10 protein-coding genes and 2 tRNA genes are annotated in these 14,972 nt (G+C 48.6%); 2 read left to right on the top strand and 10 right to left on the bottom strand.

Going from position 1 to position 14,972, the window contains the following annotated elements:
- Positions 1–171: 171 nt before the first annotated feature.
- Both QVO39_RS01165 and QVO39_RS01160 read left to right on the top strand, forming a co-directional pair.
- Positions 172–255 (top strand) — tRNA-Asn (locus QVO39_RS01165).
- Between the two features lie 310 nt (positions 256–565).
- Positions 566–648 (top strand) — tRNA-OTHER (locus tag QVO39_RS01160).
- Positions 649–878: 230 nt separating this feature from the next.
- Here QVO39_RS01160 and pckA read toward each other — a convergent pair.
- The 10 genes from pckA to QVO39_RS01110 all read right to left on the bottom strand — a co-directional run.
- On the bottom strand, positions 879–2,489 hold the full coding sequence (gene pckA, locus QVO39_RS01155; protein WP_021902661.1) for a phosphoenolpyruvate carboxykinase (ATP): 1,611 nt from the start codon (positions 2,487–2,489) through the stop codon (positions 879–881).
- A gap of 115 nt (positions 2,490–2,604) precedes the next feature.
- Positions 2,605–4,242 (bottom strand): alpha-amylase family glycosyl hydrolase, encoded by a 1,638-nt coding sequence (locus QVO39_RS01150; RefSeq protein ID WP_021902660.1) that lies wholly within the window; start codon positions 4,240–4,242, stop codon positions 2,605–2,607.
- A gap of 3 nt (positions 4,243–4,245) precedes the next feature.
- Positions 4,246–5,265: a M28 family peptidase gene (locus tag QVO39_RS01145; RefSeq protein WP_288171370.1), complete on the bottom strand. Its 1,020-nt coding sequence runs from the start codon at positions 5,263–5,265 to the stop codon at positions 4,246–4,248.
- 23 nt (positions 5,266–5,288) lie between these two features.
- Positions 5,289–6,518 carry a M16 family metallopeptidase gene (locus tag QVO39_RS01140; protein ID WP_288171369.1) on the bottom strand — a complete coding sequence of 410 codons (1,230 nt, stop codon included), beginning with the start codon at positions 6,516–6,518 and terminating at the stop codon, positions 5,289–5,291.
- A 431-nt stretch (positions 6,519–6,949) separates the two neighbouring features.
- A complete protein-coding gene (locus tag QVO39_RS01135) occupies positions 6,950–8,995 on the bottom strand; it encodes a M13 family metallopeptidase (protein WP_021902657.1) in 2,046 nt (681 codons plus the stop codon).
- Positions 8,996–9,055: 60 nt separating this feature from the next.
- The gene (locus tag QVO39_RS01130) at positions 9,056–9,424 is read right to left on the bottom strand and encodes a DMT family protein (RefSeq protein WP_021902656.1); all 369 of its coding nucleotides are present in this window, start codon (positions 9,422–9,424) and stop codon (positions 9,056–9,058) included.
- Positions 9,421–10,035 (bottom strand): class I SAM-dependent methyltransferase, encoded by a 615-nt coding sequence (locus QVO39_RS01125; protein WP_288171368.1) that lies wholly within the window; start codon positions 10,033–10,035, stop codon positions 9,421–9,423. Before QVO39_RS01125 ends, QVO39_RS01130 begins: the two co-directional genes overlap by 4 nt.
- A gap of 92 nt (positions 10,036–10,127) precedes the next feature.
- Positions 10,128–11,105, bottom strand: a complete 978-nt coding sequence (locus QVO39_RS01120; protein ID WP_021902654.1) for an NAD(P)-dependent oxidoreductase — start codon at positions 11,103–11,105, stop codon at positions 10,128–10,130.
- Positions 11,106–11,127: 22 nt separating this feature from the next.
- On the bottom strand, positions 11,128–13,947 hold the full coding sequence (locus tag QVO39_RS01115) for a putative LPS assembly protein LptD (protein ID WP_021902653.1): 2,820 nt from the start codon (positions 13,945–13,947) through the stop codon (positions 11,128–11,130).
- Between the two features lie 90 nt (positions 13,948–14,037).
- A partial coding sequence (locus QVO39_RS01110) for an NAD(P)H-hydrate dehydratase (protein ID WP_288171365.1) occupies positions 14,038–14,972 on the bottom strand: 935 nt, incomplete at its 5' end.

Genomic DNA, 14,972 nt, shown 5'->3' with positions numbered 1-14,972 from the left:
CTTCGGCTCTACGAGCCTCGACTGGGGGCTAGCTGAATGGCACCCTGTCGGGTGCTATCATACCCTTATAGATGGTATATTCAATCAAATACCTGTTGACGATTCTTTCTAATGGCAACCGCTGAAACATTTAACGACTTATCATATTATTGCTATCTTTGCTGAGAGAACTAGGCAGATGATCGCAGTTGGTAGCGATAGACGCGAGGTTATTACCTCGCCTCTATATCGTGGGTTCGAGCCCCACCTGCCTAGGTCTCTTTTTGTTAAAAATTCACTCAATTATTGCTATCTTTGCAAAGAGACCTAGGCAGATGATCGCAGTTGGTAGCGATAGGTATGGGGACTTAGTCCCCCCCTATATCGACGGGTTCGAGTCCCTCCTGCCTAGGTCTCTTTTTTGTTAAGAAGCATGCACACTTGCTTATACAATTGCAAGCTATCTTTGCCAAACAAAAAAGGAAGGGCCTCTAGGCATACTCACCGACAAAAGGTGCGTTAATGCTTGGAGATTTTTCTTTTATTATATAATCCACTCAATTATTGCTATCTTTGCTGAGAGACCTAGGCAGATGATCGCAGTTGGTAGCGATAGAGGGTGCCCTAGTGGCACCACCTATATCGTGGGTTCGAGCCCCACCTGCCTAGGTCTCTTTTTAAAAAAATGTGCTCAATTATTGCTATCTTTGCGGAGAGGCCTAGGCAGATGATCGCATAGGTAGCTTTGGTATCCTTAACAGGACGCAATATTGTGGGTTCAAATCCCTCCTTCCTAGGTCTCTTTTTTATTAAGAAGAAAGTTGAGACGGTGATATAAAAAGAGTGGGTAGGCCAAAGATTGACCTACCCACTCTTTTAGTATGTAATGTATTTAGCTATTAAAGCTTTGGACCGGCAGCTACGAGTGCCTTACCCTCGGCCTTACCAGTGAACTTCTCAAAGTTCTTGATGAAGCGCTTAGATAGATCCTGAGCCTTCTCATCCCACTCAGCAGGATTAGCATAGGTGTCGCGAGGGTCGAGGATCGCTGGGTCTACGCCAGGAAGTGCTAGAGGTACACGGAACCCGAAGTATGGGATCTCCTTAGTCTCTGCCTTGTCGATAGAACCATCGAGGATTGCATCAATGATACCACGAGTATCTTTGATAGAGATACGCTTGCCGGTACCATTCCATCCAGTATTCACTAGATAAGCCTTAGCACCGTGTGCCTCCATCTTCTTCACTAGCTCCTCGGCATACTTAGTAGGATGCAGTGACAAGAAAGCAGCACCGAAGCAAGCTGAGAAGGTAGGTGTTGGCTCGGTAATACCACGCTCTGTACCAGCTAGCTTAGCGGTAAATCCACTGAGGAAGTAGTACTTAGTCTGCTCTGGAGTTAGGATAGATACTGGAGGCAGTACTCCGAAGGCATCGGCCGATAGGAAGATCACCTTATTGGCGTGACCTGCCTTAGAGACAGGCTTCACGATATTCTCGATGTGATAGATAGGATAAGAGACACGAGTATTCTCGGTTACCGATTTATCAGCGAAGTCAATCTTACCATTCTTATCGAGCGTTACATTCTCCAAAAGAGCATCTCTACGGATAGCATTGTAGATATCTGGCTCGCTCTCCTTGCTTAGGTTGATCACCTTAGCATAGCAACCGCCCTCAAAGTTGAAGATACCATCATCGTCCCATCCGTGCTCATCATCACCGATTAGCTTACGCTTAGGATCGGTAGAGAGAGTGGTCTTACCCGTTCCAGAAAGTCCGAAGAAGATAGCAGTCTCCTTACCATCCATACTGGTATTAGCAGAGCAGTGCATAGAGGCCATGCCCTTGAGAGGAAGGCGATAGTTCATGTAAGAGAACATACCCTTCTTCATCTCACCACCGTACCAAGTATTAATGATCACCTGTACCTTTTCGGTAAGGTTGAATACCACAGCGGTCTCGCTATTCAGTCCCAGCTCCTTATAGTTCTCCACCTTCGCCTTAGAAGCGTTGAGGATAAGGAAATCAGGCTCACCAAAGTTCTCCAGCTCCTCCTTAGTAGGACGAATAAACATATTGGTCACGAAGTGAGCTTGCCAAGCCACCTCCATTACAAAGCGTAGCTTTAGGCGAGTATTCTCATTGGCACCCACAAAAGCATCCACTACAAAAAGGCGCTTATTAGAGAGCTGATCGGTAGCAATCTTCTTGATGATTGGCCAGTACTCCTCCTTAACTGGCTTATTATCGTTTTTGTACTCCTCGGAAGTCCACCAAACGGTATCACGAGAGGTGTCGTCGAGGACGAAAAACTTATCCTTAGGGCTACGACCAGTGTAAACACCAGTCATCACATTCACGGCACCCAGCTCGGATACTTGTCCTTTTTCATAACCTTCTAGGTCAGGGCGCGTCTCTTCTTCAAACAGTTGATCATACGTGGGATTATAAATAATCTCAGTAGCTCCGGCGATACCATACTTGGTTAAGTCAATGTTTTTTGCCATGCTTCTAAATCTTTAATATATTGGTTAATTGGAAATAACGTTCTACGTCTCACTCACTACAGCAAAGGTAATAAATAAAGTGACTACCCGCAAAGAATTAGGAATTATTTCTTTATTATTTCCGATTGCTTGAGAAAAGGTGTACCGTCACCCCGTATGCTGGCACCTCTATTTGGTAAAGCTGATCGGGCAAAAGACGCACAAAGGTCTCGCCATCAACAGGCCACTGAGTTACGCGAGCAACCTCCGAAGATAGGCTAAGTACCTCAAAAGCATGAGACGGGATAGCCACTTCTACCGTCTGTGGTTCGCCGTGAAAGTTGACCACCACCAATGCAGACTCCTCTCCGTAGGCACGCATAAAGGCATGAAGCCCACGATTGGCAAAATGGGGTTGGTAGTAATTGAGGTCATAAAAGGTGCCCTCGGCAAAGAGTGGTCTTTGAGCCAGCTCTAGAAGCGATTGGTAGCGTGCTCTCAATGGAGACTTCATCTTGCCCTCGCTGAGTAGCCACTCACGCATAGTGGAAAGGCTCCAGTAATCAAAGATAGTCGTACGACCATCTCTGCCCGAGAAGCCCTCCTCATCCATTCCCAGCTCCCCTAGCTCCTGACCGAAGTAGGTCATCAAGGGGTTACCATCGACTAGAGCGGTTACCGCCATAGCTGGGAAAGCTTTCTCGCCGTCACCCACCACAAAGTCCGAAGCAAGTCGTACTTCGTCGTGATTTTCCATAAACCTTAGGAGCCGATGCTTCACACGCTCCTGAGACTGCAATAGCCCTCCGATATCATTTGTTGATGCCTGTCCCTTGAGAAGTGCTATCAAGAGGTCATAAAGCCCCACCTTATCATAGAGGTAATCAAAGCCAGCCAGTACAAACTCCTCATACCGCTCCGGCTGATACACCTCGGCAATCATCAGTAGCTCGGGATAGGCTGTTTTGAGCTTCTGAATACACCATTGCCAAAAGGGCACCGGCACTAGCTCCGCCATATCGCACCTAAAGCCATCCACCCCTTTCGCTGCCCAATAATTAAGGATATCGAGCATCTTATTCCAGGTATCGGGCACAGGATCGTAATGGGTACTCCAATCTCCTGCCAGGTCAATACCATAATTGAGTTTGATCGTCTCGTACCAATCATTGGGTGTAGGGTGGCTAGTAAACTGGTCGTTACCAGTCGCCTTGGCTGGTGTTTCGGTATAAACCTCATCGCCACTTATTAGGGTCAGCGTCTCCTGAGGCAGATAGTAGAAATTATTATTTGGGGCAAAGGGCACTGAGGTATCATCCTCCTCGCCAAAATCCTTTACGTAGCTAGGCTTGGCATCGGAGGCATATTCTCGAGATAGATGGTTGGGGACAAAGTCAATGATCACCTTTAGCCCCGCAGCGTGAGTTCGCTCGATCAGAGCTTCAAACTCCTCCATACGCTGCTCCACATCCACTGCAAGGGCTGGTGCTACATCGTAGTAGTCGCGGATAGCATAGGGCGAGCCGGCCTCTCCCTTCACAATCGCTGAGTGGTTGGCTGGTATATTGGTGCCAAAAGCACTCTTGGTAGCGTGCTCTAGCACACCGGTGTACCATATATGTGTACAACCGAGCTCTTTTATCTCTTGCAGACGCTCAGGGGTAAAGTCCTCAAACTTTCCCGAACCATTGGTCTCAAGGGTACCCGCTTTTTGATTCGTAGCATTGAGATTGCCATAAAGTCGTGGCAATACTTGGTAGATAGATATTCTCATCTCCTATTGTGCGTTGTGGTCGTAATCCATTAATACCTGCCAAACAGTCTCGCCAACCGCTTGCAGCGTCTCCTTACTGATGATATCCAAATTATCGTTGTGGGTATGCCAATAATCGCCAAACTCCTCATCGTAATTGATGATATCGACACAAGGAATGCGGAGGTTGCGAATCACAAAGTAGTGGTCGTCGGTAATGGCACCGCCCATCTTATTCTGAAAATAGGCGCCGTGACCGAGCTCCTCGGCCACCTCCCATATCTTAGTAACGAATTGACCGGCCGACTCTTGTGAGAAGTACTCCCGCTTAAAGATCGCATTCTTAGCCCCAACCATATCGAGGAGGATTCCGAACTCCGCTTTATACCCCTCCTTATGTAGGTTTTTGGTCCAATACTGAGTACCTAGAGCCCATGTATCTTCCGAATTGACCTGATACTGCGTTTCCCACGCAGGCAAACCGTAGTCCTCAGCATCGAAAAACATCAAATCCACCCCGTAATTCTCCAGACCCTCAGTGGCAAGTAGACGTGCCAACTCCAGCATCACGCCAGTACCACTGGCCCCATCATCAGCACCCAAAATGGGCACCTCACGCATCATAGGATTGGGGTCGTTATCGGCAAAAGGACGGGTATCCCAGTGGGCAAAAAGCATAATTCTCCGCTCCCGCTCGGGGTGGTACGAGCCGATGATATTGACGCACTCCAACTTGGTGCCATCGTAGGCAGTAAGCGACATCTCTTGTCGTGTCACCGCCAGCCCCAGTTGCTCAAGTTCTCCGACAATGTAATTGGCGGTAGCCCTATGGGCTTCGGTGTTCGGCACACGAGGGCCAAAGGCAAGTTGCTGTGCAATATGGGCATACGCCTTTTCAGCGACAAAAGGAGAAGGGGGCAACTCTCTCGCCACCTTGGTCTGCTCCGACTGCCCACTATTTTTACCACTTTTATCACAAGAGGAAGCGGAGAGTACTAGCCCTACCACTGCCATCGTAAGTATCAAGAATCTATTCATCATCATTCAATTTATTGGAGAATGCCCACCTACTTACCTTGGTAGATGAGACGTGAAATATTATCTTTTGCAAATAAGGATTGTGCCACACGCATCAGCGACTCAATCGTCACCCCATCTAAGCGATGGAAAAACTCCTCGAGGGGGTGGTAGCACCCTTTCAGCAAGAGCTGACGACCAAAGGCTAGGAACTGTGACTCACTCTGCTCCGTGGACATCGTTGCCTGCCCCTTGATCTGCTTCACCCAGGCACGTAGCGCGGTGGGGGTTAGAGGGACTTCCTGAAGCTTTTCCAACTCCTTAAGTACCTGCTCAAGGGCTCTCTCTGCATTCAAAGGGTCGCAACCGAAGTAGATCTGCCACCAACCGATATCAGGGATGGTGGTCAATGACGACTCCACGCTATAGACCCAGCCACGGTGCTCCCGCAGTTGTACCACTAGCCGACTATTCATTCCCGGACCCGCCAATAGGTTGAGGAGTAGTGTCGCTTCGGTCCGATCCAAATCGGCTAAAGTGGGTGCCACACCCCCTATCAGCACGTGGGCTTGGTGGGTATCGCTTTCTTGCAGGAGATTGAATTGGGTAGCTCGAGGAGACGCCATCGGCGATGCCGTGGGAGCTAACTCAAAAGGCTCTCCAAGCAATTGAGTGGTCAGCTCCGTAAACCGCTGCTCCGTCACCTGCCCCATACAGAAAAAGAGCATCCGACTAGGGGTAAACGCCTTGCGCACATACTCCAAGCAGTCTTCACGGCTCATCCTATCTAGGCTCTCTTCATTACCAAGAATAGGATGCGATAGCTCGTAATCCTCAAAGAACTTCTCCTCAAAATGATCAAAGATAAGATCCGAAGGGGTGTCTCGGTAAAGGCTGATCTCCTCCTTCACCACTTCCCGCTCCTTCTCCAGCTCCACCTCGGGGAAAGAGGCGTGGCGAATCAAGTCATTCAGAAGCTCCATACTCCGACGAAGCTCCTTTTTAGGTGCCGCCGTATAGACAAAGGTGGTCTCCTTAGTGGTATAGGCATTGAGCTCACCGCCCACCAACTCCATACGATTGATGATGTGCCACGCATGCCGACGCTCAGTGCCCTTAAAGATCGTATGCTCCACAAAGTGAGCCAACCCCGGGAGATGCTCAGGATCGTGCCGACTACCCGAGTGGATCGCAAAACCACAGTAGACCACGTTGCTCCGGGTCGGTAGCAAGGCGACCCTCAAGCCATTCTCCAATTGATTCTCTATATATCCTTTCAAAATATCACTCCAACTACTCCTCCCCTATAATCTATCGCAAACTTACCCATTTTTCAAGACTGTTGCACTACGATTATTAGTGCCCGACCCACCAGCGAACGTATGGAGGGTGCATTTCATAAAGAGGTTTCAGGAAGCATTTTGCACATTAAATTTGGGTGAAATGTAGGCTGTTGAAAGCGCCCTTGTAAACCATTGAAAACCAAGGATATATTTTGGCGTTTTCCGAGTTGCAACTAAGCAATCGGTTTGTTGCAACTAAGCATTTGCTTTGTTGCAACTCGGCAAATGCTTAGTTGCAACTCAGTTTTTGCTCTCCTTATGACTGACCCAACCTTGCAAAAGAGAAGAGCTTAAAAGGAGATGGGGTGTGTTGAAGCCGAAGCTCCGACACACCCCATCAATTGATTAAGATGACTTACAAAAGTCGTTTACCAAACAATCACACGCTCCTCAGGTGCCATCCACATGGCATCACCCTCCTTGATATCAAAGGCTTCGTAGAAGGCAGGGATATTCTTGAGTGTTTGATTAACTCTCAGCATACCCAAGCTATGAACATCCACCTTGGTGAGGCGAACCTCCTCCTCAGGAGTGATATTTTGCCCCCAAAGACGTGCATAACCGATAAAGAATCTCTGAGCCATGGTGAAGTTGTCAATAACAGGATACTCCTGACCCTTTGCTGCCTCTTGTAGAGCATCAAAGGCCACTAGCACACCACCTTGGTCGGCAATATTCTCACCTAGAGTGAGGTGGCCATCGGCCATAAGACCTTCACGGATCTGTACCTTATCGAACTGTGCTGCTAGCTTCTCAGTAGCCTCCTTAAAGGTCTTAGCGTCCTCCTCAGTCCACCAATTGATCATATTACCATTGGCATCGTACTGACTACCTTGGTCGTCGAATCCGTGAGTCATCTCGTGACCAATCACCACACCGATACCACCATAGTTAACCGCGTCATCGGCATTGAGATTGAAGAATGGAGGCTGCAGGATACCTGCTGGGAAGCAGATCTCATTAGTGGTAGGATTGTAGTAGGCATTCACCTCGTGAGCATTCATCAACCAGCGATTCACATCTACCGGCTTCCCAAGGTCCTCAAGGTTACGATTCACTTGGAAGAGAGAGACAGCACGCATATAATCGTAAAGCGAGTTCTCCACTAGCTCAAGGTTTTCATAAGTCCACCACTTATCAGGATAGCCCACCTTTACGATGAAGGTATTGAGCTTCTCATGTGCCTTCGCCTTAGTATCCTCGCTCATCCAAGCAAGGTTATCGATACGCTTACCTAGCGCCAAGATAAGGTTGTCCACCAATTGAGTCATTCGCTCCTTTGCCTCAGCTGGGAAGTGCTTAGCCACATATTTCTGACCAATCACATCGCCCATGCAGCTATTGACACGTGCCACAGCGGTCTGCCAAAGAGGCTTTTGCTCGGTGACACCAGTCATAGAAGTGCTATGGAAAGCGAAGGAAGCATCGCGGAAGTCTTTGCTCAGGTAATTGGCAGCATCATCTAGGATACGAGCCTTAATGAGGTGCTTCATTGCGTCGAGCGAAGTGGTCTCAAACCACTTATCAAAGCGGTGGAAGTAATCCTTCTGAGCCACATTGAGCTCCTTTGCCTCGGCCAAACCGGTACGACCCTCGAAATAACGTTGGTATGGGAATTTGAAGCTCTTGTAGAACTCCTCCATACTCATCTTATTGTAATTTCTCTGCGAATCTCTCCTCTCCAGCATAGTGTAGACAATCTTAGAGAGGCTCTTCTCAGTATTATAAACCTCCTCAGCCAAAGCAGTCGCCTCCGTCTCATCGGTACCAGTAAGCGTGAATAGCTTAGCGATATAAGTGCGGTAGTCGGCCTGTTGCTTAGCAAAGTCAGCCTGCTCGCCATAGTAATCAGGCACGCCCATGATTAGGCTAGGCTGGAAGAGCTGAAGCAGGTTGTTCTTGCTATCCTTCTCATCGGCCATTATATAGGTAACAAAGAAGTGAGAGTCGCCATAGTTGCCACTCTTAGAGAGGTAATCTACCAACTCATCCTTAGTCGTTATGGCATCCACCTCACCAAGATATGGGAGCACTGGAGTGGCACCATCTTTATCAAGTTTCAGAGTATCTAAGCTCATCTCATAGAGCTTATACGCCTTCTCCTCATCACTTCCTGCGGTAGCCCCCTCATTCATCTCCTCAAGGATCTCCTTGGTATCAGCAAGGGCATTGATACGGAGTTGGTCAAAGCTACCAAAGCGGGCATAGCCAGCTGGCAGTGGGTGGTTTTTGATCCAGTTGCCATTGACATACTTGTAGAAGTCTTCTGAAGGTTTGATCGTAGTGTCTAGGGCGGTGAGATCAATTGCTGGGACGCTCTCGGTGCTCTCTTCCTTGCTCTGCTTATCGTTGCAAGAGCCTAAGCCAAGTACCATGGAGGCGAGTGCAAAAGTCATAATAGTTTCCTTTTTCATTTCTCTATTGTTGTTATTAGAAATATAGTTATTCTGTTCTGCAAATGTACACAATTGCGGTTACTTAAATACAAAATAGACCGCTAGGATAAGGCAAACAAAGGCTGCGAGATGATTCCACTGCAGACTCTCCCCTCTGAAGAAGAGGACTGAGAAGAGGGTAAAGACAGTGATGGATATGACCTCTTGAATCACTTTGAGCTGCATCAAAGAGAAAGCTCCGCCATTCCCCACATAGCCCATACGATTGGCTGGCACCTGAAACATATACTCGAATAGCGCCAAGCCCCAACTGAGGAGTATCACCACGTAGAGCGGTGTAGCATCGGAGAGCACCTTCATCTGCTGTAGCTTCAGATGCCCATACCATGCAAAAGTCATAAAGATATTAGAGACTACAAGGAGTCCGATTGTCAGCCATCCATTCATAAGTCTGATCTTTTACTATTGGTGATTTCAGCTATAGCACAAGATATTTTCCCCTCCACTAAAGTGTAAGTGACATCGGAATATCCTGAGTCTTTGAATAGCTGCTGATACGCCTTTAAGGTGAAATTATTCATTATCGGTATCCCGAGAAACCTCAATAGCTTTATCCAAAGAGAGGGCTTTTCCCCATCCTTTTGAACATAAGTGGGTACGACAATCCTACCACCATCTCTACAAACCCTAGCCAGTTCATCAAGTGCTTTTTTCGGATTATTAAGCAAATGAATGATATTGCCAGCGACCACTAGGTCAAAAGAGTTGTTAGCATATTGGAGATGGGTAATATTGGCTAGTTCCACGGTGAGATTGGGCGCTTTGCAACACTTCTTGCGTGTCTGAGCAAGCATATTCAGTGAGAGGTCAGTGGCGATTAACTGCCGACAAAGGGGCTGAATAACTTGGGTAATCAGCCCTGTACCACAAGCACACTCCAACACCACATCCTCCGCTTTCACTTTGGAAGCAATAAAGCGTACCATCTTGTCATTGACCTCCCTATTTCGTCTGCCAGAGGTCAAATCGTATATACCTGCAACCCTATCCCAAATCATGACAAGTAACTTAAAAGCGAGATAGTCCCTGATGAGTAGTCGAGGACTACACACTTAGGGCTATCTTTTACTGCATAATAAGTGCTAATTAATTAGAGTTTTACAATAGCAATGGGTCGGTCTTGGAGCAAAAAGCCAAGAACATTATTGGTAAACTCCTCGGCCATTGCCACACGTGCCTCAACGGTCTGGGTACCCACGTGTGGGGTCATCACCACATTCTCCATATCGTATAGCTCATCGAGCGGATTATCGTCGTGCTCAAAGACATCGAGCGCCGCACCTGCAATGGTACCATTCTTGAGTGCCGACACAAGTGCTGCTTCGTCTACCACCTTTCCACGGGCGGTATTGACGAGGATAGCAGAAGGCTTCATTGTCCCAAGGCTCTTCTCATTAATCAGATGGTGCGAATCTTCATTGTAAGGGGTATGCAGAGAGATGATATCGCACTCCCGTAATAGTTGGTCAAGTGGTGCGTAGGTCACGCCTTCCTTTTGAGCCTCTTCATCAGAGAGCTTGTGGCGTTTGTAGTAGAAAATCTCCGCACCCATTGCCTTGAGGATACGTCCAACGGCACGGCCGATATTGCCGTAGCCCACGATGCCCACCTTTTTACGATAGATGTCTGTGCCCATACCATCACTAAGCGAACCCTTAGCACTAGAGCGCTGGCGACGCATGGTGTGGTCCCAAATCGCAATCCTTCGGGTCAAGCCCAAGAGCAAAGCCACCGCCAACTCTGCCGTTGGCTGTATCACTGCCTGCGGGGTATTGCACACAGTGATTCCTTTGCTATTGGCATACGCCACATCGATATTATTAAAGCCCACAGCGTAATTGGCGATCAACTTCAAGTTGGGGAAATAGTCAATCACCTCCTTAGTCACGGGAATGGTAAATTCACTCCCTAGGATCGTAGCATCCTTGGGAAGCCCTTCGAGCTTCTTAGGGTCAAACTTCTCTCCCTCGGGTAGGGTCACCACCTCCACCTGCTCCTCCAGTGCTTCAAATCCTCTCGCCACGCTAGGGTGGAATAGGAACAATAGTTTTTCTTTGTTTTGTGCCATAATGTATCTTTATTATATAAGGTTAATACCACTGTGATGTGGCTCTATAATTGGGTTGGCTACTCTTGCGGTAGCGAAGGTCATGCAGTAACTGGCTATTGACACCTATCGTAAAGTTGTACGACTTAAATGGTCCAATAGGGATGAAGCTTGCCGACATACTCCAGCAGTGTAGGTCTCGAGTGACATTGCAGGTCATATTGGTGATCCGCTTCTCATCGAAGTTGTAGTTAGCGGAGAAGTTGAATCGCCAATTGCGGGTCGGTGAAAACTGACCGCTGAAGCTCAAGTCGTGCCTCCATTGATAACCAAACTCTTTCTTGGCAGGGATAAACTCTCCCGTCCCGAGCGATAGGTTGTAATTGAAGCTCAGGCTCCAATCCATTCGATTCTTGAGGTAGCCATTGTAGTCAAACTCCTCTTGCGAGCCACTTTTGCCGCCCATAAGAGAGCCACCACCCTCCTCACCTCTAGGCTGAGTGGAGGGCTGGTCGGGAGGGTCGTTGGACGAACCATCATCATCATCATTCTCTGTCTTTTTCTTTGAGAAGAGATTGGTAATCTTTTTTATCGTCTCCCGATTAAAGGTGTAGGAGAAAGAGGTACTCGTTCCCTTAAAGTGCCCTATTCCCTTACCATTGAGCACCCTCAGTTTATCCACTCGGTAGGGGATAATTCGACCATCATGCTCGTGATAATCCCACAGATAAAGGTCGAAAGCGCCCCCCAGCCGAAGGGTAAAACTCTGTGATAGCCTCAGAGAGATAGAAGCCGATAGGTCGCTCCATTGAAAGGAGTCGGCCGCTAGATTGTAGCTTGTGGAGAGGTTTAGCGACTCGATCAGACTGATCTTTTTGAACTCCGTAGAGTCCTTCTTAATTTTCGCCTCCAAGTTATTGGCAAGTGACAGCCCTATGCTTCCACTCTTACCTCGCCCCGGCACGCCAAAGAGCTGCTTCTCATAGGGTGATACAAACCGCTCCTCCTTCCGTCCGTCGGGCGTGATGTATCGGAGATGCTCCCAATAGCCCCATCTAGGATCGCCAAAGTCGGGGCGGTAGTTAATAGAAATCGAGGGCTCCATACGGTGTCGAATCATATCCACCTTGTCACCTAGAAATGGCAGTGGCTTCCAAAAGCCATATACCGTGGTGGAAAGAGCTAGTGAAGCACTAAAGTCAAATACCCTATTAAAGCCATAAGTGGTATCTGTGGGCACCACCTTATTGAGAGCTGGGTCGTAGGCGTGGGCAACCCTCGAGGAGTACCACCGCTCCGTATAATTTAGGGAGGGGGTCACCTTGATATAATTGAATAGATCAAAAGAGGCACTCACCGGTATCGAATGGCTCATCCCATTTTGCCAGTCCCGAATCAGGTTTTTCTTAAAGAACTCATCCTCCTTCGACTGCACCGAGTTACGCAACTGCCCCGAGTAGGAGAGCGAAATCTTTTCATACCACCGCTCCTTACCCACCTGCTGCTTACGCTTAAATGGGTAGATACGGCTCATCGTGATAGAAAGGTTGGGGAGCGTCACTGAGAGCGTCTTATCGCGCGACCTTTGGTTGATATCCATAGAGCCCGATATACTCCACGGGCTATTGGGAAAGCGTTGGTTGAAACTGATGCTAGAGCTCTTGGTATTCTCTCCCAACACCGCTTGATTGTAGAGTCCATCAAGGTTATTGTGATTGTACGAACTGGTAGAGAAATTGACATTGGCCGAGAAGCTTCGATACGGATTGGCCTTAGCATCCTGTTGGTGGCTCCACTGAATGCGGAAGTCACTCGACTTACTGTAGTCGCCTGCGATCTTATCCCCTCGCTTGGTCACAATGTAGCTCGCATTGATACTTCCGCTATACCGATACCGCTTGCGGTAGGTCGATTGTGCCTGCACCCCCCACGACCCCTTGGTGTAGATATCTCCCGTCAGCTGAAGGTCTACATAATCATTGATCGCAAAGTAATACCCGCCATTGCGTAGGTAAAAGCCACGATCCATCTCATCGCCATAAGTAGGCATTATTAGGCCCGAAGAGCGGGAGGTGGTAAAAGGGAAGAAAGCAAAGGGCAAGCCAATAGGCAGTGGCACATCGGCGATCACTAGATAAAGAGGACCCGAAACCAAATCCTTTCCAGGGCGCACCTTTGCCTTAGTCAGACTAATATAGAAGTGCGGATGCTCGTGATTATCACAGGTGGTGTACTTTCCATCCATCAGATTGAGCGTACCATTGCCAATACGCTTCGTCCGATCCGCCGTCACAAAGCCATCGCCCTGCTGCGTCACCACATCGGTGATATAGCCTTGTTGCGTATTGATATTATAGTTGATGCTTTTCGCCTCATAGGTCTCCTGCTCATTAGTGATCTTGGCATAGATACGCTCTCTATTGAGCGAGTCGGGATAGTCGATATAGGTAGAGTAGATATTACCGCTATCGATCTGCATCTGCATGAAGTCACCCTGCAACTGCTGACTTTCGTACTTCACCTGACCATTGCCGTACATCCGGAGCAAGTTGCGCTTCGGTAAGATCACAATAGAGTCCTGGCTCTCAAAGTCGAGAGGTGCCTTGAGCTGACTGAGGAGTGTGGAATCGGTAGAGAGAGAGTCGGCTGGCAGTGAATCTACCGCAAGGCTATCCACCACCAAGCTATCTACTGCAAGGCTATCACGAATATTCAGCGTATCTCTTGACTGTAAATAACGTGCTAGGGCATCAATATCCGCCCTACTCCTCCCTGCTTTTGCACCTTGGGAGAGGAGCAGAGAGAAGAGGAGATACCCCACAAAGATAATGAGTATATAGGGAGTGCCCTTACGTCTCACCACAGCGTTACCACAAAATAGCGTCCATACAAGTCCTAAACTCTCACAAAGATAATAAAATGACTTGAATAATCGACCCTACCTCACCACTAGTCACCTAAAAAGCGCATTGGAACTATTGCTCGTAAAGCGCTTAAAGGCCATCGGCAAGTACTCTATCAGTCGACCCGCTGTAAGCGAAAGCTCGCAGTAGTCGCTGCTATAGCTCTCTGCAGCAAACCCATGGATAAAGGCTCCTGCCACACACGCCTCCAGCTGATGCACCTTTTGCCCCAAAAGTGCAAGAATAATACCCGTTAGCACATCGCCAGTGCCAGCAGTTGCCAACCCCGGATTGCCCGACATCGTAAAGACCACCTGACCCATCGGCGTGGCAGTAGCCGTATAGGCACCTTTGAGCAGAATATAGATGCCCAAGCGAGCCGCCTCACGCCGTGCCAACTCTAGTCGCTCGTAGCTATTTCGGGAAGGGCCAAAGAGACGGTCAAACTCCCCCACATGAGGGGTGAGGATAGAGCCCTTTGGCACCATCTCTAAGAGTCGTCCCTCCTCCTGAGACAAGAGATATAGGGCATCGGCATCCAGCACCATCGGCTGCGTGTAACCACCCAAGAGTTGCTCTAGCCCTAGCAAGCTCTCTGTACTTCGCCCAAGGCCTGGCCCCACGGCAATCGTGGTATAGTCGGTGAGCGAATAACTGGTGGAGGAGAAGCTCTCCTCCGATCCGTCTTCACGCACCAATGCCTCAGGCAGAGAGGTATGCAAAATAGCAGCCTGACCCGAAGGCACATGCACCGTCAGATGCCCCGCTCCCGAAGCCATCGCTGCTCTACCAGCCAGCACCGCAGCCCCCATCATCCCCTTAGCGCCTGCTATGAGTAGATCCTTGCCATAGTCATACTTATTGGAGAAGCGCTTACGCAAGGGTAGCACCTGCTCCATCTCCTGCGTACCGAAGTACATATAGGGGGCATTGGACGTACTTTTGGCACTATAAAAACTAGGATAAAGCACCCGCCACTGACCCA

The sequence above is a fragment of the Porphyromonas sp. CAG:1061 genome (assembly GCF_000435035.1).
GTDB lineage: Bacteria > Bacteroidota > Bacteroidia > Bacteroidales > Porphyromonadaceae > Porphyromonas_A > Porphyromonas_A somerae.
This window is presented reverse-complemented; position numbering and strand designations above follow the sequence as displayed.

Excerpts from the sequence above, each read along its gene's own strand:
- pckA (WP_021902661.1), bottom strand. The coding sequence starts at position 2,489 with ATGGCAAAAAACATTGACTTAACCAAGTATGGTATCGCCGGAGCTACT.
- QVO39_RS01150 (WP_021902660.1), bottom strand. The coding sequence starts at position 4,242 with ATGAGAATATCTATCTACCAAGTATTGCCACGACTTTATGGCAATCTC.
- QVO39_RS01145 (WP_288171370.1), bottom strand. The coding sequence starts at position 5,265 with ATGATGATGAATAGATTCTTGATACTTACGATGGCAGTGGTAGGGCTA.
- QVO39_RS01135 (WP_021902657.1), bottom strand. The coding sequence starts at position 8,995 with ATGAAAAAGGAAACTATTATGACTTTTGCACTCGCCTCCATGGTACTT.
- QVO39_RS01130 (WP_021902656.1), bottom strand. The coding sequence starts at position 9,424 with ATGAATGGATGGCTGACAATCGGACTCCTTGTAGTCTCTAATATCTTT.
- QVO39_RS01125 (WP_288171368.1), bottom strand. The coding sequence starts at position 10,035 with ATGATTTGGGATAGGGTTGCAGGTATATACGATTTGACCTCTGGCAGA.
- QVO39_RS01120 (WP_021902654.1), bottom strand. The coding sequence starts at position 11,105 with ATGGCACAAAACAAAGAAAAACTATTGTTCCTATTCCACCCTAGCGTG.